At 60.3% G+C, this 20,761-nt stretch carries 17 protein-coding genes and 5 tRNA genes; 18 read left to right on the plus strand and 4 right to left on the minus strand.

Features of this window, described 5'->3' with window-relative positions; translation table 11 throughout:
- Positions 1-6: 6 nt before the first annotated feature.
- The 5 genes from LIS66_RS09345 to LIS66_RS09365 all read left to right on the plus strand — a co-directional run bounded on the left by LIS66_RS09345 (position 7) and on the right by LIS66_RS09365 (position 7,718).
- Positions 7-3,213 (plus strand): transporter substrate-binding domain-containing protein, encoded by a 3,207-nt coding sequence (locus LIS66_RS09345; protein ID WP_227974067.1) that lies wholly within the window; start codon positions 7-9, stop codon positions 3,211-3,213.
- Positions 3,214-3,368: 155 nt separating this feature from the next.
- On the plus strand, positions 3,369-4,235 hold the full coding sequence (locus LIS66_RS09350; protein ID WP_227974068.1) for a pirin family protein: 867 nt from the start codon (positions 3,369-3,371) through the stop codon (positions 4,233-4,235).
- Positions 4,236-4,462: 227 nt separating this feature from the next.
- Positions 4,463-5,905, plus strand: a complete 1,443-nt coding sequence (locus tag LIS66_RS09355; protein ID WP_227974069.1) for a mechanosensitive ion channel family protein — start codon at positions 4,463-4,465, stop codon at positions 5,903-5,905.
- An 83-nt stretch (positions 5,906-5,988) separates the two neighbouring features.
- On the plus strand, positions 5,989-6,783 hold the full coding sequence (gene xth / locus LIS66_RS09360; RefSeq protein WP_227974070.1) for an exodeoxyribonuclease III: 795 nt from the start codon (positions 5,989-5,991) through the stop codon (positions 6,781-6,783).
- Positions 6,784-6,884: 101 nt separating this feature from the next.
- Positions 6,885-7,718, plus strand: coding sequence for an arylamine N-acetyltransferase family protein (locus LIS66_RS09365; RefSeq protein WP_227974071.1), 834 nt, complete (start codon positions 6,885-6,887; stop codon positions 7,716-7,718).
- On the opposite strand, the gene LIS66_RS09370 is transcribed toward LIS66_RS09365, so the two are convergent.
- Positions 7,715-8,050 (minus strand): BrnA antitoxin family protein, encoded by a 336-nt coding sequence (locus tag LIS66_RS09370; RefSeq protein WP_227974072.1) that lies wholly within the window; start codon positions 8,048-8,050, stop codon positions 7,715-7,717. The two genes, LIS66_RS09365 and LIS66_RS09370, sit on opposite strands and share 4 nt — an antisense overlap.
- Before the next feature lie 301 nt (positions 8,051-8,351).
- On the opposite strand from LIS66_RS09370, the gene LIS66_RS09375 reads away from it, so the two are divergent.
- On the plus strand, positions 8,352-9,875 hold the full coding sequence (locus tag LIS66_RS09375; protein WP_042609415.1) for a nucleobase:cation symporter-2 family protein: 1,524 nt from the start codon (positions 8,352-8,354) through the stop codon (positions 9,873-9,875).
- Between the two features lie 199 nt (positions 9,876-10,074).
- Here the strand turns inward: LIS66_RS09375 and LIS66_RS09380 are convergent.
- A tRNA-Asn gene (locus LIS66_RS09380) sits at positions 10,075-10,150 on the minus strand.
- Positions 10,151-10,370: 220 nt separating this feature from the next.
- On the opposite strand from LIS66_RS09380, the gene LIS66_RS09385 reads away from it, so the two are divergent.
- Entirely contained in the window at positions 10,371-10,601 is a 231-nt protein-coding gene (locus LIS66_RS09385) for a hypothetical protein (RefSeq protein ID WP_227974073.1), read from the plus strand.
- On the opposite strand, the gene LIS66_RS09390 is transcribed toward LIS66_RS09385, so the two are convergent.
- Both LIS66_RS09390 and LIS66_RS09395 read right to left on the minus strand, forming a co-directional pair.
- Positions 10,598-10,798 (minus strand): hypothetical protein, encoded by a 201-nt coding sequence (locus LIS66_RS09390; RefSeq protein WP_227974074.1) that lies wholly within the window; start codon positions 10,796-10,798, stop codon positions 10,598-10,600. The genes LIS66_RS09385 and LIS66_RS09390 overlap by 4 nt on opposite strands.
- Positions 10,799-11,044: 246 nt before the next feature.
- Positions 11,045-12,241 (minus strand): amino acid aminotransferase, encoded by a 1,197-nt coding sequence (locus LIS66_RS09395; protein ID WP_227974075.1) that lies wholly within the window; start codon positions 12,239-12,241, stop codon positions 11,045-11,047.
- A 337-nt stretch (positions 12,242-12,578) separates the two neighbouring features.
- Between LIS66_RS09395 and uvrB the strand changes: the two genes are divergently transcribed.
- From uvrB to LIS66_RS09450, 11 genes are all read left to right on the plus strand, one after another.
- Positions 12,579-14,594 (plus strand): excinuclease ABC subunit UvrB, encoded by a 2,016-nt coding sequence (gene uvrB, locus LIS66_RS09400; RefSeq protein WP_042609418.1) that lies wholly within the window; start codon positions 12,579-12,581, stop codon positions 14,592-14,594.
- Positions 14,595-14,809: 215 nt separating this feature from the next.
- Positions 14,810-16,291: a glutamate--tRNA ligase gene (gene gltX / locus LIS66_RS09405; protein ID WP_016773920.1), complete on the plus strand. Its 1,482-nt coding sequence runs from the start codon at positions 14,810-14,812 to the stop codon at positions 16,289-16,291.
- 189 nt (positions 16,292-16,480) lie between these two features.
- Positions 16,481-16,556: transfer RNA gene (locus tag LIS66_RS09410), tRNA-Ala, on the plus strand.
- A gap of 79 nt (positions 16,557-16,635) precedes the next feature.
- A tRNA-Glu gene (locus LIS66_RS09415) sits at positions 16,636-16,711 on the plus strand.
- A 53-nt stretch (positions 16,712-16,764) separates the two neighbouring features.
- Positions 16,765-16,840: transfer RNA gene (locus LIS66_RS09420), tRNA-Ala, on the plus strand.
- An 80-nt stretch (positions 16,841-16,920) separates the two neighbouring features.
- Positions 16,921-16,996 (plus strand) — tRNA-Glu (locus LIS66_RS09425).
- Between the two features lie 182 nt (positions 16,997-17,178).
- Positions 17,179-17,718, plus strand: a complete 540-nt coding sequence (locus LIS66_RS09430; protein ID WP_039762033.1) for a TetR/AcrR family transcriptional regulator — start codon at positions 17,179-17,181, stop codon at positions 17,716-17,718.
- Positions 17,719-17,748: 30 nt separating this feature from the next.
- The gene (locus tag LIS66_RS09435; protein WP_016773922.1) at positions 17,749-18,582 is read left to right on the plus strand and encodes an alpha/beta fold hydrolase; all 834 of its coding nucleotides are present in this window, start codon (positions 17,749-17,751) and stop codon (positions 18,580-18,582) included.
- Positions 18,583-18,628: 46 nt separating this feature from the next.
- The gene (locus LIS66_RS09440) at positions 18,629-19,078 is read left to right on the plus strand and encodes an acyl-CoA thioesterase (RefSeq protein WP_042609420.1); all 450 of its coding nucleotides are present in this window, start codon (positions 18,629-18,631) and stop codon (positions 19,076-19,078) included.
- 159 nt (positions 19,079-19,237) lie between these two features.
- Positions 19,238-20,197, plus strand: coding sequence for a tRNA dihydrouridine synthase (locus LIS66_RS09445; RefSeq protein ID WP_227974076.1), 960 nt, complete (start codon positions 19,238-19,240; stop codon positions 20,195-20,197).
- Between the two features lie 119 nt (positions 20,198-20,316).
- On the plus strand, positions 20,317-20,760 hold the full coding sequence (locus tag LIS66_RS09450; RefSeq protein WP_042609422.1) for an Hsp20 family protein: 444 nt from the start codon (positions 20,317-20,319) through the stop codon (positions 20,758-20,760).
- Position 20,761: the final 1 nt, after the last annotated feature.

The raw sequence follows: 20,761 nt of genomic DNA on the forward strand, positions 1-20,761 counted from the left end.
TCCGACATGACGCAGGGACTGCGGATTCTATGGCTGTGTCTGGGACTTGTAACATCGGTCTGCGCCGGTGCACCGCCGCAGATACTGGAGGTGCTGGCCCGCCCCGAACCGGGCAACGTCCAGGTTCGCCTCGACGAGCGGGAACGCCAGTGGCTGCGTGAGCATCCGCTGTTGCGCATGGGCATTTCAGGGCGGGACTATCCGCCGTTCGAGATCACCCGCAATCGGCACGAGCTGGAGGGGCTCACCGCCGATTACGCCGCTCTGGTGGCGCAACTGCTCGGCGTCGAACTCCAGGTGCAGCGCTTCTCCGATCGCCCTGCGGTCATGGCCGCACTCAAGCGCGGCGAGATCGATCTGCTGGGCACATCGAACAGTTTTGAAGTGGCTGACCCGGCTTTTATCCTCTCGCGCCCTTACGCTGAAGATCAGCCGATGCTGGTCACCCGCCACGACGAAAAACTGCCCGCCGATCTGGCGGCCAAACGCATCGCCCTAGTCGAAGATTACCTGCCACTGGCTGCTGTTCAGGCGTTCTACCCCGACGCACAGGTGCAACTTTATGCCTCGGCAATGGATGCACTCGGCGCGGTCGCTTTCGGTGCCGACGATGCCTATCTGGGCGACTTCATAAGTGCCAACTACCTGATCAACAACAATTACCGCAACGACCTGCAATTGGCCGGGCCGTCGGGGCTTGACGCCAATCCCTTCGCTTTTGCGTTGTTGCGCAGCGACGTGGTGCTCAAGCGCCTCGTCGACAAGGCATTGCAGGCCGTGCCCATGGAGCGCCGGCATCTGATCGAACAGCGCTGGAGTGTCGGCCTCGCCGAAATGGCCGAACAGTCCCGGGTGCAGCTCAGCGCCGCCGAGCAGCAGTGGCTGGAACAGCATCCGACGGTGCGGGTGGGCGCTGTCGAGGACTTTGCGCCCCTGGCGTTTTTCGGTGCCGACGGGCGTTTCAGCGGATTGTCGGCGCAGTTATTGAGCCTGATTGCGCAGCGCAGCGGGCTGAATTTCGAGATCGTGCGCGGCGCTTCACTGAACGATCAGTTCGAACAACTCCAGGCCGGTGAGCTCGATGTATTGCCAGTGGTGACGCCCAGCACCGAGCGTGAAGCGCAGCTGCAATTCACCCGCGCCTATCTGAACAATCCGTTCGTGCTGGTCAGCGCTGCGCATGGGCCGCATCCACTGCCGCTGGAGGCGCTGGCGGGCAAACGCCTGGCCATCTATCGCGGCCACCCATTGCGCGATTACCTGCTGCAACGCGTGCCCGGTCTGCGTCTGGTCGAGGTCAAGAGCCCCGCCGAAGGCATGGCGCTGATTGCCAGAGGACAGGTCGACGTGACGGTGAGCTCATTACTGGTGGCGCGTTTTCTGATCGCCCGGCAGTACCGCGACCGCCTGCGGATCACCGGCACCGTTGGCGACCAGCCGGCGCGCATCGCTTTGGCCACGGCGCCGCAATCGGCGTTGCTGCATTCGATTCTGAACAAGGCGTTGCTGAGCATCGCGCCGCAGCAGATGGATGAACTGGTCGAGCGCTGGAGCCACGATGTGGTGGTCGAGGACAGCTACTGGCTGCGCCACCGTCAGGAGATTCTGCTGGGTTTCGCCGGCGCAGCGGCCTTGCTCCTGCTGGCAATGCTCTGGATCGGCTGGCAGCGTCGGCAGATTCACCAGCGTCAACAGTGGTTGCTGCAGCTGCAACAGGCCAAGGATGTCGCAGACGAGGCCAATCGGGCCAAGAGTACCTTTCTGGCGACCATGAGCCATGAGATCCGCACACCAATGAACGCGTTGATCGGCATGCTCGAACTGGCCCTCAAGCGTGCGGAGGAGGGCGTGACTGACCGCTTGGCGATTCAAGTGGCCTCGAATGCCGGCCAGCAACTGTTGGCGCTAATTGGCGATATTCTCGACATCGCCCGCATCGAGTCGGGGCATTTGTCCCTCGCCCCCGAGCGGGCCAATCTGCGCGAGACCGTTTCATCGGTGTGCCGGGTGTTCGAGGGGCTGGCGCGGCAGAAGCGTTTGTTGTGGCGCATCAAACTCGATCCGCGCACCGACATGGACGTGCTGATCGATCCGACGCGCTTCAAGCAGGTGCTGTCGAATCTGCTGAGCAATGCGATCAAGTTCACCGAGGCTGGCGAGGTCAGCCTGCAACTGCAGATCGGTGCGATATTGGACGAGCAGGTGAATGTGCGAGTGCTTATCGAAGACAGCGGCATCGGTATCAGTGCCGCCGATCAAAAGCGCCTGTTCAATCCCTTCGTTCAAGCAGGCAATAGTCCACAAGCGGCGCGCAGCGGGTCCGGTCTGGGGCTGGTGATCAGTCGCAACCTTTGCGAAATGATGGGCGGCACGTTGCGTCTGGACAGCGATCCCGGGCAAGGCACACGCGTGGAAATCAACCTGCAGTTGCCACTGCTGACCGCGATGGCGACCACCGCGGCAACCCCCGACGCGGCGGCCGCCACCTGTGTATTGAACGTGCTGGTGGTGGACGATCACCCGGTCAACCGCTTGCTGATGTGCTGGCAACTGAGCGAACTCGGGCATCGCACGGTAGACGTCGGCGATGGTGAACAGGGGCTGGATCGATGGCGAACCCAGGCCTTCGATGTGCTAATCACCGACTGCAACATGCCGCGACGCAATGGCTATGAACTGGCCCAGGCGATTCGCGACGAAGAAGCCGCCACCGGACGCAGGCGCTGCCTGATTCTCGGTTTTACCGCCAACGCGCAGATCGAAGAGCGCCTGCGGTGTCTGGATGCCGGCATGGACGGCTGCCTGTTCAAACCGATTCGCTTGCACGATCTGGCGCAAGCCCTGAGCGGCGCCCACTCTTGCGAGCCGCACAAAGATCACCCGCCCGCCGCCGAGCCTGTCGAGATCGATCTGAGTGCCCTGGAACAGATGGCCGGTGCCGACCACTCGTTGATCGAACGCTTGCGCAAGGAAGTCGGCAACAGCCTGCGCGACGATCTCCAGGCTCTGGATCAATTGCAAGCGAGCGACCGCGAAGACTTGCGCGAGTTGGCCCATCGCATCAGGGGCGGGGCGCAGATGGTCGGGGCTGCGCGGGTTGTTGCGGCGTGTGTCGAGCTGGAAACGGCTTGCCGAGACAGGGATAACGGGGTCATCGACCGCACCATCGACAGGTTGCGCGAAGCCATGCACAGCCTGGCGCGCTGTCTCTGAGCCCATGCCGCCTCCTGTAGGAGCAAGCCTGCTCGCGAAAGGCGCTACCGGGCCATTGTTCTGTCTATGGAACACTCAGGCCGATTTGCACCCTCTAGTCGAATATTCGATATGCCTTTAGGCTGAATCCAATGCAATGACACATTGGAGACCCCATGAAAAACATCATCGGCATCTACACCAGCCCGCGCGGCCATTGGGTCGGCGATGGTTTCCCGGTGCGCACGCTGTTTTCCTACGACAACCTGGGTAAGCACATCAGCCCGTTTCTGTTGCTCGATCACGCCGGACCCGCCGAATTCACCCCGACCACAGAACAGCGTGGCGTCGGCCAGCACCCGCACCGTGGGTTCGAAACCGTGACCATCGTTTATGACGGTGAAGTGCAGCACCGCGACTCCACTGGCAGTGGCGGCACCATCTGCCCGGGTGACGTACAGTGGATGACCGCAGCGTCCGGCATCCTCCATGAAGAGTTTCATTCGGAGAACTTCGCCAGAACCGGCGGCAAGCTGGAAATGGTCCAGCTGTGGGTCAACCTGCCGGCCAAGGACAAAATGGCCGCGCCGGGTTACCAGACCATTCTCGATCGGGATATTCCGAACATCGCGCTCAAGGACGACGCCGGCAGCCTGCGTCTGATCGCCGGTGAATTCGCCGGGCACACCGGCCCGTCGCGGACGTTCACGCCCATCGACGTCTGGGATCTGCGCCTCAATGCCGGCAAGTTGCTGACGCTTGATTTGCACGAAGGACGCAACACCGCGCTGGTGGTGTTGAAGGGCGCGGTGCAGGTCAACGGCGCGGAATCGGTGGGAGTGGGACAGTTGGCGCTGTTCGAACGCGACGGTGATCGACTCACCCTGCAAGCCAGCGAAGACGCTGTGGTATTGCTGCTCAGCGGCGAGCCGATCGACGAACCGATCGTCGGCCATGGCCCGTTCGTGATGAACACCGAGCAGGAAATCCACCAGGCCTTTGCCGACTTCCAGTCCGGGCGCTTTGGCCAGATGCACGCCTGACGCTGAGCTTTACTGGCAACTGAAACGCCCCTGTGGGAGCGAGCCTGCTCGCGAATGCTCTGATTCAGTCTAAGGGGTAGTGACTGACAGGACGCCTTCGCGAGCAGGCTCGCTCCCACAGGTTTTTCAGCGTTTTCGAGACGCTGGTCATTCGCCGAAATCAATTGCTCCTACACTGTGCCAATCTGTGCGATCTTCTCGCGATTGGCCTTTGTCGGAGTTGTTTGATGCTGTCTCTGCTGACCGAACATCCGTTGTTTTGCGCATTGATCCTGATCCTGCTCGATCTGGGCCTGTGGCGGCTGATCAGCTCTCGCGGCAGCGAATGGAAACTGCTGGTGCGGGTGCTGATTTTCGCCCTGTTCAGCATTGTTCTGTTCAACGAAGGCCTCAACCCGATGGAGCCGGCGCCGTGGGCCGACAACGTGCCGTTGCATCTGGCGGCGACCGGGTTGCAGATCGGTTGGTGGCTGTTCGGCGCGCGCACCCTGACGGTGTTGATCGGTGCGGTGATGATGCAACGGGTCGGCCACACCGGCCGATTGTTGCAGGACTTGCTCGGCGCGGTGATTTTCCTCATCGCGATCATTGCGGCGCTGGCATACGTGCTCGATCTGCCGGTCAAAGGCGTGCTGGCGACCTCCGGGGCGTTGGCGATCATTGTCGGTCTGGCCTTGCAGAGCACCTTGAGCGACGTGTTCTCCGGGATCGTCCTCAACACCACCAAGCCCTATCAACTCGACGACTGGATCTCGATCGACGGCACCGAGGGCCGCGTCACCGACATCGACTGGCGCGCCACGCGTTTACAGACCAGCCAGGGCAGCATGGCAGTGATTCCCAACTCGCTGGCGGCCAAAGCCAAGATCATCAACTTCAGTCGCCCAAGCAACATGTTCGGTGTTTCGGTCAGCGTGCCTGTCAGCCCCCATGCCCGGCCCAGCTCGGTGATCGACGCGCTGGAGCGGGCGATGCAGGGCTGCCGGCAATTGCTCGACACACCCGCGCCCAGCGTGGCGCTGAAAAGCTCAGCCAGCGGTGGCGCGGAATACGAGATCAGCGGGTTCGTCGCCTCGATGGGCGAGAAGCGCGTGGTGCGCAATCAGCTGTTCGACCTCGCTTACCGACATTTGCAGGCGTCCGGGGTCAATCTGCTGTCGAGCACCGAAACCAGCGCCGCGCCGCATTTGTCGCGGCCAAGGGCGCTGCTGGAAAGCTCGCCGATCTTCTCGACCCTGCGCGAAGAAGAGAAAGACACCTTCAGCCAGAACATGACCCTGCAAACTTTCCGCGCCGGCGAGACGATTCTGGCGGGCGGGGAGGTCAGCGATCATTTATTCATCATTGAATCCGGCGTGGTTTCCGTGACGCTCAAACGCCACGGCGCGCCACTGGAGTCCGGACGCATGGGGCCGGGCGAGGTGATCGGCGAGGCCGGGATCCTCTCGGACACCGCGCTGCCGGCGGATTTTTCCGCGAAGACTTTCTGCGCCCTGTATCGCATCGAGAAGTCCTACCTGAAACCCTGCCTGGACGCGCGCCACGACATCCACGATGCCATGCAGGCATTGCTCGATTTCCGCCTGCACAAGGCGCAATCGCTGACCGAGGAAGCGCCCGTAGTCGCGCCAAAAAGAGGCTTTCTGCAGTGGTTGCGTAATCGCGTGTGAGCTATCTCTGCGTCATTCGATGCAACCTGGGCGGCGCTCGCGGGGTCACAATTTTCAATCCCACCGGGCAGGAGTTGCGGACGATGAAAAACCTGCGAATCGCCACCTTCAACGTCAACGGCATGCGTGCGCGGCTGCCGAATCTGCTGGAATGGCTCGAGCGCGAGCAGCCGGATATCGCCTGTCTGCAAGAACTGAAATCGGTGGACAGCGCGTTTCCCGCCGCAGAACTGGAAGCCGCCGGTTACGGGGCGATCTGGCAAGGCCAGGCGTCATGGAATGGCGTGGCGATTCTGGCGCGGGATGCGCAACCTCTGGAAAGTCGGCGTGGTTTGCCCGGCGATCCCGATGACACCCACAGCCGCTATATCGAAGCGGCAGTGCATGGTGTGTTGGTCGGTTGCCTGTATCTGCCCAATGGCAACCCGCAGCCGGGGCCGAAATTCGATTACAAACTGGCCTGGTTCGAACGCCTGATCAGATACGCCAAAGACTTGCAGAGCAGCGATCATCCGGTGGTGCTGGCCGGTGACTTCAATGTCGTGCCCACCGACATGGACATCTACAACACCCGCTCGTGGCTCAAGGATGCCTTGTTGCAACCGGAAAGCCGCGAGTGCTACCAGCGGCTGCTGGATCAGGGCTGGACCGATTCCCTGCGCCACGTGTATCCCGAAGAACGCATCTACACCTTCTGGGATTACTTCCGCAATCATTGGCAAACCAACTCCGGCCTGCGCATCGATCATTTGCTGCTCAACCCGGCATTGGCTCCGTATCTGCATGACGCCGGCGTCGACGCCTGGGTGCGCAACGAGTCGCACGCCAGTGACCATGCACCGACATGGATTCGTATTGGCTCGCGGAAAAAACGCTGAGCGGGCGATTGGCGAAATCAATTGTCGCAAGCCGTGCTCGATCCCGTATACAGGGCAACATTCACGCAGTGTTCTGCGGCCCCATGCATAAGGACTGAGCAATGAGTGCGCCACGGCTGACCAATACCAATCTGTACTTGCAACGCCTGGGATTCGACACAGCGCCGCCGCCGACGCTGGACACGTTGCGTCAATTGCAGCTGCGCCATACCGCTGAGTTTGTTTTCGAAAATCTGGCAACCATCAGCGGAGTGCCGGTGTTGATCGACCTGGTCTCTATCGAAGACAAGGTGCTACGGCAAGGGCGGGGCGGCTACTGTTATGAACTCAACCATTTGTTCTATGCGCTGCTGCTTGAACTGGGTTTTGAAGCGCGCGGCATCAGCGGTCGCGTGGTGATGAATCAACCGGAAGGCAGTTGCACGGCGCGCACGCATCGTTTGAGCCTGGTCACCATCGACGACACTCGCTATATCGCCGACGTCGGCTTCGGCGGCATGGTGCCAACGGCACCGCTGCTGCTCGACAGCGAAGATGAGCAATCCACTGCGCACGAACCCTACCGCATCGACAAGCAGACCGATGGCTACTTGCTGCGCGCCAAGGTGGCAGGAGAGTGGCGACCTATGTACCTGTTTGATCTGCAACGCCAGGAAGACATCGATTACACCGTCGGCAACTGGTACGTCTCGACCCATCCAGAATCACCTTTCGCCCAGCGCCTGATGGTCGCGCGTACCGGCGATGGCTGGCGCAAGACCCTGAACAACGGCAGTTTTGCCATTCACCCGATGGGGGCAGAAAGCCAGCGGCGCGAAGTGGCGGACGTCGACGAGTTGATGGGGTTGTTGCGGCATGAGTTTGATCTTCAGTTGCCTGAATCACCCGGCGTGCGCCAAGCGCTGGCTCGGGTAATCGCGCCAGTACCGGTCTAGGGCTTCACGTCAGGCTCCAGCACGCGACGGATTTCGCCGATGGCTGCCGAGAGCTTTCGCTGGAGACTCTTGAGATCGGTAGCGGTGATGCCTTTCTTGAATTGCCCCGTTAAACCTGAATCGTCAGCGCGCTCCGGCTGGCGTGCGCCATCAAGCAGAGCATGGCGAAGGGTATTGTTGATCACAGTCTGGTAGCCAAAGCCTTCGGTTTCTGCGGCGGTGCGCGCCGCTTCGATCACCGCGTCATCAAGCATGATGGTGATGCGCGTCTTGCCCTTGCTCGGCGCTACTGCGCCGCGTTTGCCTGCAGAAAAGTCATATTCGTCTTTCATCGGTCAAGCCTCCTTAACTCCCGTCGTTAATAAATCCCACTGATTTCACTATGCATACATTATATGCATAAAAAAGAGCGCGACTTTACCGTCGGTCGCCGTGAACACTTCAGCCTGGTGGGCACTGGCGCGAACGCAGCGTGGATGTGTTGCCGGGTTTGTGGGGGCGAAAGCCGCGGGCCAGAAGCTTGGGTGGCTACCTAACCATTATGTGACCGATAAGTTGTATACAACTCTATGGACATTTGTCCTGATGATTGAATACAGTGTGCGCATAACAAAAACCAGGGAACCCCCCACCATGAAAACGCCCCATGTTTCACACCAACGGCCCGAGGACGAAAACCTCGGGGTCGGCGCGAATATGGCTTACGGCCTGCAACATGTTCTGACCATGTACGGCGGTATCGTTGCGGTGCCACTGATCATTGGCCAGGCGGCCGGTCTGTCGCCGGCGGACATTGGTCTGTTGATTGCTGCTTCATTGTTTGCGGGGGGGCTGGCGACATTGCTGCAAACCCTGGGTCTGCCGTTTTTTGGCTGTCAGCTGCCGCTGGTTCAGGGCGTGTCGTTCTCCGGCGTGGCGACCATGGTCGCGATTGTCAGCAGCGGCGGGGAGGGCGGTTTCCAATCGGTGCTGGGCGCGGTGATTGCCGCTTCGTTGATCGGCTTGCTGATCACGCCGGTGTTCTCGCGTATCACCAAGTTCTTCCCGCCGCTGGTCACCGGCATCGTGATCACCACCATCGGCCTGACGCTGATGCCCGTTGCCGCACGCTGGGCAATGGGTGGCAACAGCCACGCGCCGGACTTCGGCAGCATGCAGAACATCGGCCTGGCGGCGGTAACGCTGGTGCTGGTGTTGCTGCTGAGCAAGGTCGGCAGTTCGACCATTTCGCGGTTGTCGATCCTCCTGGCCATGGTCATCGGCACGGTGCTGGCGGTGTTCCTCGGCATGGCGGATTTCTCCAGTGTCACCACCGGCCCGATGTTCGGCTTCCCGACGCCGTTCCACTTCGGCATGCCAACCTTCCATTTCGCCGCGATTCTGTCGATGTGCATTGTGGTCATGGTGACCCTGGTGGAGACCTCGGCGGACATCCTCGCCGTGGGTGAAATCATCGGCACAAAGGTCGACTCGAAACGCTTGGGCAACGGCCTGCGTGCCGACATGCTGTCGAGCATGTTTGCGCCGATCTTCGGTTCGTTCACGCAAAGTGCTTTCGCGCAGAACGTCGGGCTGGTGGCGGTGACCGGGATCAAGAGCCGTTTCGTGGTCGCCACCGGCGGCGTGTTCCTGGTGGTCCTCGGCCTGCTGCCGTTCATGGGCCGGGTGATTGCCGCTGTGCCGACGTCGGTACTCGGCGGCGCGGGAATCGTGCTGTTCGGCACCGTGGCCGCGAGCGGCATCCGCACGTTGTCGAAGGTGGATTACCGCAACAACGTGAACCTGATCATCGTTGCCACCTCGATCGGTTTCGGCATGATCCCGATCGCCGCGCCGAACTTCTACGATCATTTCCCGAGCTGGTTCGCGACGATTTTCCATTCGGGCATCAGCTCGTCGGCAATCATGGCGATCCTGCTCAACCTGGCGTTCAACCACTTTACGGCTGGCAACTCGGATCAGCAGTCGGTGTTTGCCGCAGCGGAAGAGCGCACCCTGCGTTATCGCGATCTGGCCGCGCTGCGCGAAGGCGACTACTTCAGCGACGGCAAGCTGCATGATTGCGATGGCAAGGAGGTACCGGTGATCGAGCCGGATGACCACGACCATGGGCATGGCGCGCCGAAGGTGCAGGTGAAAAGCAGCGAACATGTCTGACTGCTGCTGAAGACAGAAGGGCCGATCTGGTTGTACAGATCGGCCTTTTAGTTTGCAGATTAAAAGATCGCAGCCTTCGGCAGTTCCTACATCGGGATCAGCGTTTCCCTGTAGGAGCCGCCGAAGGCTGCGATCTTTTGATCTTTTCAGGCGCCCACAAAAAAGCCCCTGAACCTTGCGATTCAGGGGCTTTGCTATTTGGCTCCACAACCTGGACTCGAACCAGGGACCCAGTGATTAACAGTCACTTGCTCTACCAACTGAGCTATTGCGGAATTAGTGCGTATGTTACTGATTCAAAAAGAGAAGTCAAGCGTCGCCTGGCGTTTTTTGCGTTTCGCCTGGACAGACGGTGTTTTGTCAGCGATTGGCGGTTACCAGAATGGCCTCAGAGGTCTACCATGGCAGCCCGGAAGTGGTCACACGCGCTGCCGGCCATTCGCCGCAAAGGTACGCGCCAATGATTCAAATCACTCGCAACACCGAGGTGCTCGCATGAGTACCGCACAGATCAGCCTGCCCAAAGGCATCGGCCCGCACGCCGAGAAACTTTTCGATGCCATCACCGGCGCCAGCACCGCCGAAGAATTGAATCGTGCCGGCGGCAAGGCCGAGGGTTTCGTGCTCGGCCTCGAAAGCAGCAAGGCCATCAAGAGCCAGATCGCGGAATCCCTGTATGTGATTTACGACGCCGCCGCCGCTCAGCGCTCGGCCGAACTGGCTTAACTGCCGAAGGTGATCGTGCCGAGCATCAGCTTGGCATAGGCTGCCGTCGCCGCCAGTTGCACCAGCCACAGGGCCAGGCCGCCGAGGAATACCCCAGTGGCCACTTGCAGCACCAGGCTCTTCTCACGCTTGGCCGGGGCGCGCGGGATGAAATCATCCAGATCGTCACGGTCAGCGCGCAGGTCGTCGTTTTTCATGTGGGTTCTCTCAAAATTCTCGGGTGTACACAAAACCGGTAGGAGCTGCGGAACGCTGCGATCTTTTGATCTTGATCTTGATCTTAAAAAACAAGATCAAAAGATCGCAGCCTCGTTTCACTCGTCAGCTCCTACGAGCTCCTACAGTCTGATTTGTGTGCAGTCTAGAGGGTGTGGACATCATTCCGGGACAAATAAAAACGGGAAGCCGTTCAAGGCTTCCCGTTTTTTGATCACGCGGCGAAATCAGATGACCTGCACGATCGCGTCCGTCACAGCCTTGATGTTGCTCTGGTTCAGTGCGGCCACGCAGATGCGGCCAGTGTCCAGGGCGTAGATGCCGAACTCGTTACGCAGGCGATGCACCTGTTCGGTGGTCAGGCCGGAGTAGGAGAACATGCCGCGCTGACGACCGACGAAGCTGAAATCGCGGCCCGGGGCTTTCTCTGCCAGCAGGGCAACCATCTGCTCGCGCATGCCGCGAATGCGCAGACGCATCTCGGCCAGCTCGGCTTCCCACTGCGCACGCAGTTCCGGGCTGTTCAGCACCGCAGCAACGATGCTGGCGCCGTGGGTCGGCGGGTTGGAGTAGTTGGTGCGGATCACGCGTTTGACCTGCGACAGCACGCGCGCGCTTTCTTCATTCGATTCGCTGATGATTGACAGTGCGCCAACACGTTCGCCGTACAGCGAGAACGACTTGGAGAACGAGCTCGAGACGAAGAAGGTCAGACCGGATTCGGCGAACAGGCGCACAGCGCCGGCGTCTTCATCGATGCCGTCGCCGAAACCTTGGTAAGCCATATCGAGGAACGGTACGTGTCCCTTGGCCTTGACAACGTCCAGCACGTTTTTCCAGTCCGCCGGGGTCAGGTCGACGCCGGTCGGGTTGTGGCAGCAAGCGTGCAGGACAACGATCGAGCCGTTCGGCAGGGCGTTGAGGTCGTCGAGCATGCCGGCACGATTTACGTCGTGGGTGGCAGCGTCGTAATAACGGTAGTTCTGCACCGGGAAACCAGCGGTTTCGAACAGCGCGCGGTGGTTTTCCCAGCTTGGATCGCTGATCGCCACGACAGCGTTTGGCAGCAGTTGCTTGAGGAAGTCGGCACCGATTTTCAGTGCGCCAGTCCCGCCGACCGCCTGAGTAGTGATGACGCGACCGGAGCTGATCAGCGGCGAGTCGTTGCCGAACAGCAGTTTTTGCACGGCCTGGTCGTAGGCAGCGATGCCATCGATCGGCAGGTAACCGCGCGAAGCGTGTTGAGCGACGCGAATCGTCTCGGCTTCGATCACCGCGCGCAGCAGTGGAATTCGCCCCTCTTCGTTGCAGTACACGCCCACGCCCAGGTTGACCTTGGTGGTTCGGGTATCGGCGTTGAATGCTTCGTTGAGGCCCAGGATTGGATCGCGGGGTGCCATTTCGACAGCGGAGAACAGGCTCATTATTACGGCGGCTCTGAATGGAGAGTGGAGGGACGTGTCGCGCTCCAGCCGAATGCACTAGAGCGGTGCACAAACGGGGAGCTAGTATAGAGGCCATCACCGCGCGATGGCGACAGGCGAATCGGCTTTTGCGGTAAGTTTTTCCGATTATTTCTTGACCGTTAGTCGATTGACTTTGTCAGAGTCTTTACCGGATGTAGGACGTTTGCCTTGAAAGGTCAGGCAATCGCCACCACATTAAGCACAATCCAGGTTTTTTCTTGCGCGACATCGGTCGTTTGCGGTCGTCCTCGTGGTGCTCCGTCTGACGCGGAACGCCACGATTCCAGAGGTGTGTATGTCGGAATTCCAGCTAGTCACCCGCTTCGAGCCTGCCGGCGATCAGCCGGAAGCCATTCGCCAGTTGGTTGAGGGCATTGATGCCGGGCTGGCGCACCAGACACTGCTCGGTGTGACCGGCTCGGGCAAGACCTTCAGCATCGCCAACGTCATCTCGCAGGTACAGCGTCCGACGCTGGTGCTGGCGCCGAACAAGACCCTGGCCGCGCAGCTGTACGGGGAGTTCAAGGCGTTCTTCCCGAACAACGCGGTGGAATATTTCGTTTCCTACTACGACTACTATCAGCCCGAAGCGTATGTGCCGTCGTCCGACACCTTCATCGAGAAGGATGCGTCGATCAACGACCACATCGAGCAGATGCGGCTGTCCGCGACCAAAGCGTTGCTGGAGCGCAAGGACGCGATCATCGTCACCACGGTGTCGTGCATCTATGGTCTGGGCAGCCCGGAAACCTATCTGAAAATGGTCTTGCACGTTGATCGTGGCGACAAGCTCGATCAGCGTGCGCTGCTGCGGCGCCTGGCGGATCTGCAATACACCCGCAACGACATGGATTTCGCCCGGGCGACGTTCCGCGTGCGTGGCGACGTCATCGATATCTTCCCGGCGGAATCCGATCTGGAAGCGATCCGCATCGAGCTGTTCGATGACGAGGTCGAGAGCATTTCCGCGTTCGATCCGCTGACCGGCGAAGTCATTCGCAAGATGCCGCGCTTCACCTTTTATCCGAAGAGTCACTACGTGACACCTCGTGAAACCCTGCTCGACGCCATCGAAGGCATCAAGGTCGAACTGCAGGAGCGTCTCGAATATCTGCGCAGCAACAACAAATTGGTAGAGGCCCAGCGCCTGGAGCAGCGTACCCGTTTCGACCTCGAGATGATTCTCGAACTGGGTTACTGCAACGGCATCGAGAACTACTCGCGCTACCTGTCCGGGCGGCCATCCGGCGCGGCGCCGCCCACGCTTTACGACTACTTGCCCGCCGACGCGCTGTTGGTAATCGACGAATCTCACGTCAGCGTGCCGCAGGTTGGCGCGATGTATAAGGGCGACCGTTCGCGCAAGGAAACCCTGGTCGAGTACGGTTTCCGCCTGCCGTCGGCGCTGGACAACCGGCCAATGCGTTTCGACGAATGGGAAGGGGTCAGCCCGCAGACCATTTTCGTATCCGCAACCCCCGGCAACTACGAAGCCGAGCACGCCGGGCGCGTGGTGGAGCAGGTGGTACGGCCGACCGGTCTGGTCGACCCGCAGGTTGAAGTACGGCCGGCGCTGACCCAGGTCGACGACTTGCTCTCGGAAATCACCAAGCGTGTGGCGATCGAAGAGCGCGTGCTGGTCACCACGCTGACCAAGCGCATGGCCGAAGACTTGACTGATTACCTCGCCGACCACGGCGTGCGCGTGCGTTACCTGCACTCGGACATCGACACTGTCGAACGCGTCGAGATCATCCGCGATTTGCGCCTTGGCGTGTTCGATGTGCTGGTCGGGATCAACCTGCTACGTGAAGGCCTCGACATGCCGGAAGTGTCGCTGGTAGCGATTCTCGATGCCGACAAGGAAGGCTTCCTGCGTTCCGAGCGCTCGCTGATCCAGACCATCGGCCGCGCGGCGCGTAACCTCAATGGCCGGGCGATTCTCTACGCTGATCGCATGACCGGGTCGATGGAGCGGGCGATTGGCGAGACCGAGCGCCGTCGTGAGAAGCAGATCGCCTTCAACCTGGAAAACGGCATTACTCCGAAAGGCGTGTTCAAGGACGTCGCCGACATCATGGAAGGCGCCACGGTACCGGGCTCGCGCAGCAAGAAGCGCAAAGGCATGGCCAAGGCCGCCGAAGAGAACGCCAAGTACGAAGCCGAACTGCGCTCGCCCAGCGAAATCACCAAACGCATCCGCGCACTGGAAGAGAAGATGTATCAGCTGGCGCGGGATCTGGAGTTCGAAGCGGCAGCGCAGATGCGCGACGAGATTGCCAAACTGCGCGAACGATTGCTCACCGTTTGATTTTCATCGCCTGACCGGCCTCTTCGCGAGCACGCTCGCTCCCACAGAGCAATTGCCTGTCCCTGTGGGAGCGAGCCTGCTCGCGAATGGCCTTTACACAATCGCAAGGCCTTGGGGCATCTGGCTTAAATACCCTGCCCGCTGGAGCGGGGCCGGTGTCGCCTGTTACCATTCGCCGCTTGATTGTTCTGCTCTTCATTTTTTCGAGACATGCCATGACCACCGTCCGCACTCGCATCGCGCCATCGCCTACCGGGGACCCCCACGTAGGTACCGCTTACATCGCATTGTTCAACTACTGCTTTGCCAAGCAGCACGGCGGTGAATTCATCCTGCGCATCGAAGACACCGATCAGTTGCGCTCGACCCGCGAGTCCGAACAGCAGATCTTCGACGCCCTGCGCTGGCTTGGCATCGACTGGAGCGAAGGCCCGGATGTCGGCGGCCCGCACGGCCCATACCGGCAGAGCGAGCGCGGCGATATCTATCAGAAGTACTGCCAGCAACTGGTCGACATGGGCCATGCGTTCCCGTGCTTCTGCACCGCTGAAGAACTCGATCAGATGCGCGCCGAGCAAATGGCTCGCGGCGAAACCCCGCGCTACGACGGCCGCGCACTGCTGCTGTCGAAAGAAGAAGTCGCCGCGCGCCTGGCTGCTGGCGAACCGCACGTGATACGCATGAAAGTGCCGAGCGAAGGCGTCTGCGTGGTGCCGGACATGCTCCGTGGCGACGTCGAGATCCCGTGGGATCGCATGGACATGCAAGTGCTGATGAAGACCGACGGCCTGCCGACGTACTTCCTCGCCAACGTCGTCGATGACCATCTGATGGGCATCACCCACGTCCTGCGTGGCGAAGAATGGCTGCCATCGGCGCCAAAACTGATCCTGCTTTACGAATACTTCGGCTGGGAACAACCAGAGCTGTGCTACATGCCGCTGCTGCGTAACCCGGACAAGAGCAAGCTGTCCAAGCGCAAGAACCCGACCTCGGTCACGTTCTACGAGCGCATGGGCTTCATGCCCGAAGCCATGCTCAACTACCTCGGCCGCATGGGCTGGTCGATGCCGGACGAGCGCGAGAAGTTCTCGCTGCAGGAAATGGTCGACAATTTCGATCTCAAGCGCGTTTCCCTCGGCGGGCCGATCTTCGATATCGAGAAATTGTCGTGGCTCAACGGTCAGTGGCTGCGCGATCTGCCGGTTGAAGAGTTTGCCGCCCGCGTGCAGAAGTGGGCGTTCAATTCCGAATACATGATGAAAATCGCGCCCCACGTCCAGGGTCGCGTCGAAACCTTCAGCCAGGTCGCACCGCTGGCGGGATTCTTCTTTGCCGGCGGCGTTAACCCGGATGCCAAGCTGTTTGAATCGAAAAAGCTCTCCGGCGATCAGGTTCGCCAGTTGATGCAGCTGATCCTGTGGAAGCTGGAAAGCCTGCGTCAGTGGGAGAAGGACAGCATCACCGCGACGATCCAGGCGGTGGTGGAATCCCTCGAATTGAAACTGCGCGACGCGATGCCTCTGATGTTTGCCGCGATCACCGGCCAGGCCAGTTCGGTGTCGGTGCTTGATGCGATGGAAATCCTTGGCCCGGACCTGACCCGTTTCCGCTTGCGCCAGGCGATTGACCTGCTGGGTGGCGTGTCGAAGAAAGAAAACAAAGAGTGGGAAAAGCTTCTGGGCGCCATCGCTTGATTGCTTTTGCTTCTCTGTAGGAGCTGCCGAAGGCTGCGATCTTTTGATCCTGCCTTCGGCGTTTCTCCCGAATTTACGGGGGAGGGCGGTAAGTGATTGTTATCCCGACAAAAAATTTTGAAATTTTTCAAAAATAAGTTTGACAGGCTTTCGATACGCCCTTAAGATTCGCCCCGTCCTCAGCGATGAGGGGCTATAGCTCAGCTGGGAGAGCGCTTGCATGGCATGCAAGAGGTCGACGGTTCGATCCCGTCTAGCTCCACCAATTTACACTTCGAGGTCTGGCCACACCGGCCTTGAAGCGATCAACACTCAGCGTTGATCAGTTGTATAGAAGGGTTTGCGTCCCCTTCGTCTAGTGGCCTAGGACACCGCCCTTTCACGGCGGTAACAGGGGTTCGAGTCCCCTAGGGGACGCCAGTTTTACAGAAGTGATGTTGCAAGAGATCACTCCGCCGCGAGGCGAAAAATCCGGGGCTATAGCTCAGCTGGGAGAGCGCCTGCATGGCATGCAGGAGGTCAGCGGTTCGATCCCGCTTAGCTCCACCAATTTTACAGTTCAAGGTCTGGCCACACCGGCCTTGAATCGATCAGCTCTCAGCACTGATCAGTTGTATAGAAGGGTTTGTGTCCCCTTCGTCTAGTGGCCTAGGACACCGCCCTTTCACGGCGGTAACAGGGGTTCGAGTCCCCTAGGGGACGCCACGATTACCCGCTCTGCGGGATTTTATAAGGGTCATTCAATTATTGAATGGCCCTTTTGTTTGTCTGGCGTTTGGCCAACTCTCCATTTTCCTTACACTGTGCTTCAGACCAGCGGTCATATTCATGACTTGCGGAATATTATTATGCGAATAATATTCTAGTCGTAATATTCGGAGGCAACGATGAACGATAAAAAAGCTCAAACCCGCGAACGCATCCTCAAGGCTGCCAGCGCCGCACTGATCCAGCGTGGCCCGGCCGACCCGAGCGTGGGCGAAGTGATGGGTGCAGCCGGCCTGACCGTCGGTGGCTTCTACGCGCACTTCGAAAGCAAGGACGCAATGATGCTCGAAGCGTTCAAGCAGTTGCTGGGCCGGCGTCGCGATCTGATCGCCGACATGGATGCCGACCTGACCGGCGAAGAACGTCGCGCCTTGGTGGCTGCGTTCTACCTGTCGCGCAAACACCGGGATTCCAGCGATGCGGCGTGCCCGATTCCGGCCTCGATCGGCGAACTGGGGCGTTTGCCGGAATCGTTCCGCATTGCGCTGAACGAGCATCTGGAGCTGATGGTGGCGCAACTGGCTGCCAGTCCTGAAGACACCGACAAGGCCCTGGCCGATGTCGCGCTGATGGTAGGTGGTCTTGCGCTGGCAAGAGCGCTGGGTCCGGGAGAGTTATCCGATCGACTGCTGCGCGCTGCCAAGTCGGCGGTGCGTTGACCTGAAGGCAACAAGCCTGAGGAGAGAGCGATGAACGCGTTGAAGTGGGTTCGTGGCGTTAACGGTACCTTGGGCTGGTTTGCACCGAAACTGGTGGCGAGCAAAATGCGCCTGGCGTTCATGACGCCCCGCGCGCTTCCGCTGCGGGACTGGGAGCTGCCGCTGCTGGCGAGTTCCGAGCGCATCACTTTGCGCTTCGGCCTGTCGGCGCTGCGTTGGGGGCAAGGCCCTACGGTGTTGCTCATGCATGGTTGGGAAGGGCGGCCAACGCAGTTTGCTTCGCTGATCAATGCGCTGGTCGACGCCGGTTATACGGTCGTCGCACTCGACGGCCCGGCCCATGGTCGTTCGCCCGGGCGCGAAGCCAACGTGGTGCTGTTCGCACGCGCCATGCTTGAAGCCGCTGCCGAATTGCCGCCGCTGCAAGCGGTGATCGGTCACTCCATGGGCGGCGCCAGCGCGATGCTCGCCGTGCAATTGGGGTTGCGCACCGAAACCCTGGTCAGCATCGCCGCACCGTCGCGCATTCTCGGCGTACTGCGCGGATTCGCGCGCATGGTCGGCATGCCGCCGCGTGCGCGCTCGGCGTTCATTCGTCAGGTCGAGCAGGACGTCGGCATGCGCGCCGCGACGCTTGACGTTGCCCACTATCAACTGGATATGCCCGGCCTGATCGTGCACGCCGAGGACGATAACTTCGTCTCGGTCAAGGAATCGCAACTGATTCACGAGGCCTGGTTCGACAGCCGTCTGCTGCGCCTGGAGAGTGGTGGCCATCAGCGGGTGCTGGCCGACCCTCGAGTGATTGATGGCGTGTTATCACTGCTCGCCGGTCGCAGCCTTCAGGCGCGCCAATCGGCCTGAGCTCCGTTACACTGCCCCGGTTGAAAACTTTGACCGGGAGTGGGGCATGGGCTGGGATCGGGCAACGCCGTTTACCATTGATCTGCAAGTAGGCGCCGAGGACATTGACGGGCTCGGGCACGCCAATAACGCCGTGTACGTGACCTGGCTTGAGCGCTGCGCCTGGCGCCACTCGCAGCGCCTCGGCCTGGACCTGGTCGAATACCGGCGTCTGGATCGAGCAATGGCTGTTGTCCGCCATGAAATCGATTATCTGGCCGCAGCCTATGAGGGTGATGAACTGCAACTGGCGACCTGGATCGTCGATTGGGATCAGCGCCTGAAAATGACCCGGCATTTCCAGCTCAAACGCCCCAGCGACAACGCCACCCTGTTGCGCGCGCAGACCACGTTCGTCTGCATCGAGCTGTCGACCGGCAAGCCCAAGCGGATGCCGGCCGAGTTCATCGAAGGTTATGGCCCGGCAATCCATATCCCGGAATCTGCTCAAATCTAACCTGTAGGAGTGAGCCTGCTCGCGATGGCGGTGTATCCGCCACGTATGCATCGCCTGGCACACCGCTATCGCGAGCAGGCTCACTCCTACAAGGGATCTGCGGTTTTGCGCGTAATCCAGTAAACTGCCGCACGTTTTTTCCTCAAGTAGTGTTTCCCCATGCAAATTGCTCTGGCGCCCATGGAGGGGTTGGTCGACGACATCCTGCGCGACGTGCTGACCCGCGTTGGCGGCATCGATTGGTGCGTGACCGAATTCATTCGGGTCAACGACCAGTTGCTCACCCCGGCGTACTTTCACAAGTTCGGCCCCGAGCTGCTCAACGGCGCCCGCACCGCGTCTGGCGTGCCGCTGCGCGTGCAGTTGCTTGGTTCCGATCCGGTGTGCCTGGCGGAAAACGCCGCGCTGGCCTGCGAACTCGGTTCTGAAGTGATCGACCTCAACTTCGGCTGCCCGGCCAAGACCGTCAACAAATCCCGCGGCGGTGCCGTGCTGCTGAAAGAGCCGGAGCTGCTCAATCAGATCGTCGAGCACGTGCGTCGCGCCGTACCGGCGCACATCCCGGTCACCGCAAAAATGCGCCTGGGTTTCGACAGTCCCGACGGGTCGCTGGTCTGCGCCACGGCGCTGGCCGAAGGCGGGGCGGAGCACATCGTCGTACATGCGCGGACGAAAATGGACGGCTACAAACCGCCGGCACATTGGGAGTGGATCCCGCGCGTACAAGACGTGGTCAAAGTGCCGGTGTTCGCCAACGGTGATATCTGGAGCGTCGAAGACTGGCGCCGTTGCCGCGAAATCAGTGGCGTCGAAGACATCATGCTCGGTCGTGGTCTGGTCTCCCGCCCGGATCTGGCCCGGCAGATCGCTGCCGCCCGCGCCGGCGAAGAAGTCGTCGAGATGACCTGGGCCGAGCTGATGCCGCTGATTCAGGACTTCTGGCTGCAGGCCAAAGCGCAGATGACCGCGCGCCAATCGCCCGGTCGCCTCAAGCAATGGCTGGCCATGCTGACGCGCAACTACCCGGAAGCCGCCGAGCTTTTCACCGTTCTGCGCCGCGAAACCGAGCCTGATCACGTCTCGCGTTTGCTCGGATTGCCGCTCGTCGATGCCGCGTAAAAAATCTGAAAATAATCTCTTGAAATCAAAACAGCGGTCCCTATCTAAGGGGTACGCGATGCCGAATTCGGGTCGCGGAGACAAAAAACCTTGCTGATTGTTTTCAGGAGATTTGAATCATGAGTACTGCATTTTCCCTCGCGCCACTGTTCCGTTCCTCGGTAGGTTTCGACCGTTTCAACGACCTGTTCGAAACCGCGCTGCGTAACGAGCCAGGCAGCAGCTACCCACCCTACAACGTCGAAAAACACGGTGATGACCAATACCGTATCGTCGTTGCGGCCGCCGGTTTCCAGGAAGAAGACCTGGACCTGCAAGTCGAGAAGGGTGTGCTGACTATCAGTGGCGGCAAGCGCGACACCGACGAGAACGTCACGTTCTTGCACCAGGGCATCGCTCAGCGAGCCTTCAAGCTGTCGTTCCGTCTGGCCGATCACATCGAGATCAAGGACGCTGCCCTGCGCAACGGCCTGCTGAGCATCGACCTGCTCCGTGTGATCCCGGAAGAAGCGAAAGCCAAGCGCATCCCGATCAATGGAGCGCAACAGCCTGTCCTGCAATAAC

Source organism: Pseudomonas sp. HN2, from assembly GCF_020736465.1.
In the GTDB taxonomy this organism is placed as follows: domain Bacteria; phylum Pseudomonadota; class Gammaproteobacteria; order Pseudomonadales; family Pseudomonadaceae; genus Aquipseudomonas; species Aquipseudomonas moraviensis_A.

Coding starts and splice junctions, on each gene's coding strand:
- LIS66_RS09345 (WP_227974067.1), top strand. CDS start 7: ATGACGCAGGGACTGCGGATTCTATGGCTGTGTCTGGGACTTGTAACA.
- LIS66_RS09350 (WP_227974068.1), top strand. CDS start 3,369: ATGAAAAACATCATCGGCATCTACACCAGCCCGCGCGGCCATTGGGTC.
- LIS66_RS09355 (WP_227974069.1), top strand. CDS start 4,463: ATGCTGTCTCTGCTGACCGAACATCCGTTGTTTTGCGCATTGATCCTG.
- xth (WP_227974070.1), top strand. CDS start 5,989: ATGAAAAACCTGCGAATCGCCACCTTCAACGTCAACGGCATGCGTGCG.
- LIS66_RS09365 (WP_227974071.1), top strand. CDS start 6,885: ATGAGTGCGCCACGGCTGACCAATACCAATCTGTACTTGCAACGCCTG.
- LIS66_RS09370 (WP_227974072.1), bottom strand. CDS start 8,050: ATGAAAGACGAATATGACTTTTCTGCAGGCAAACGCGGCGCAGTAGCG.
- LIS66_RS09375 (WP_042609415.1), top strand. CDS start 8,352: ATGAAAACGCCCCATGTTTCACACCAACGGCCCGAGGACGAAAACCTC.
- LIS66_RS09385 (WP_227974073.1), top strand. CDS start 10,371: ATGAGTACCGCACAGATCAGCCTGCCCAAAGGCATCGGCCCGCACGCC.
- LIS66_RS09390 (WP_227974074.1), bottom strand. CDS start 10,798: ATGAAAAACGACGACCTGCGCGCTGACCGTGACGATCTGGATGATTTC.
- LIS66_RS09395 (WP_227974075.1), bottom strand. CDS start 12,241: ATGAGCCTGTTCTCCGCTGTCGAAATGGCACCCCGCGATCCAATCCTG.
- uvrB (WP_042609418.1), top strand. CDS start 12,579: ATGTCGGAATTCCAGCTAGTCACCCGCTTCGAGCCTGCCGGCGATCAG.
- gltX (WP_016773920.1), top strand. CDS start 14,810: ATGACCACCGTCCGCACTCGCATCGCGCCATCGCCTACCGGGGACCCC.
- LIS66_RS09430 (WP_039762033.1), top strand. CDS start 17,179: ATGAACGATAAAAAAGCTCAAACCCGCGAACGCATCCTCAAGGCTGCC.
- LIS66_RS09435 (WP_016773922.1), top strand. CDS start 17,749: ATGAACGCGTTGAAGTGGGTTCGTGGCGTTAACGGTACCTTGGGCTGG.
- LIS66_RS09440 (WP_042609420.1), top strand. CDS start 18,629: ATGGGCTGGGATCGGGCAACGCCGTTTACCATTGATCTGCAAGTAGGC.
- LIS66_RS09445 (WP_227974076.1), top strand. CDS start 19,238: ATGCAAATTGCTCTGGCGCCCATGGAGGGGTTGGTCGACGACATCCTG.
- LIS66_RS09450 (WP_042609422.1), top strand. CDS start 20,317: ATGAGTACTGCATTTTCCCTCGCGCCACTGTTCCGTTCCTCGGTAGGT.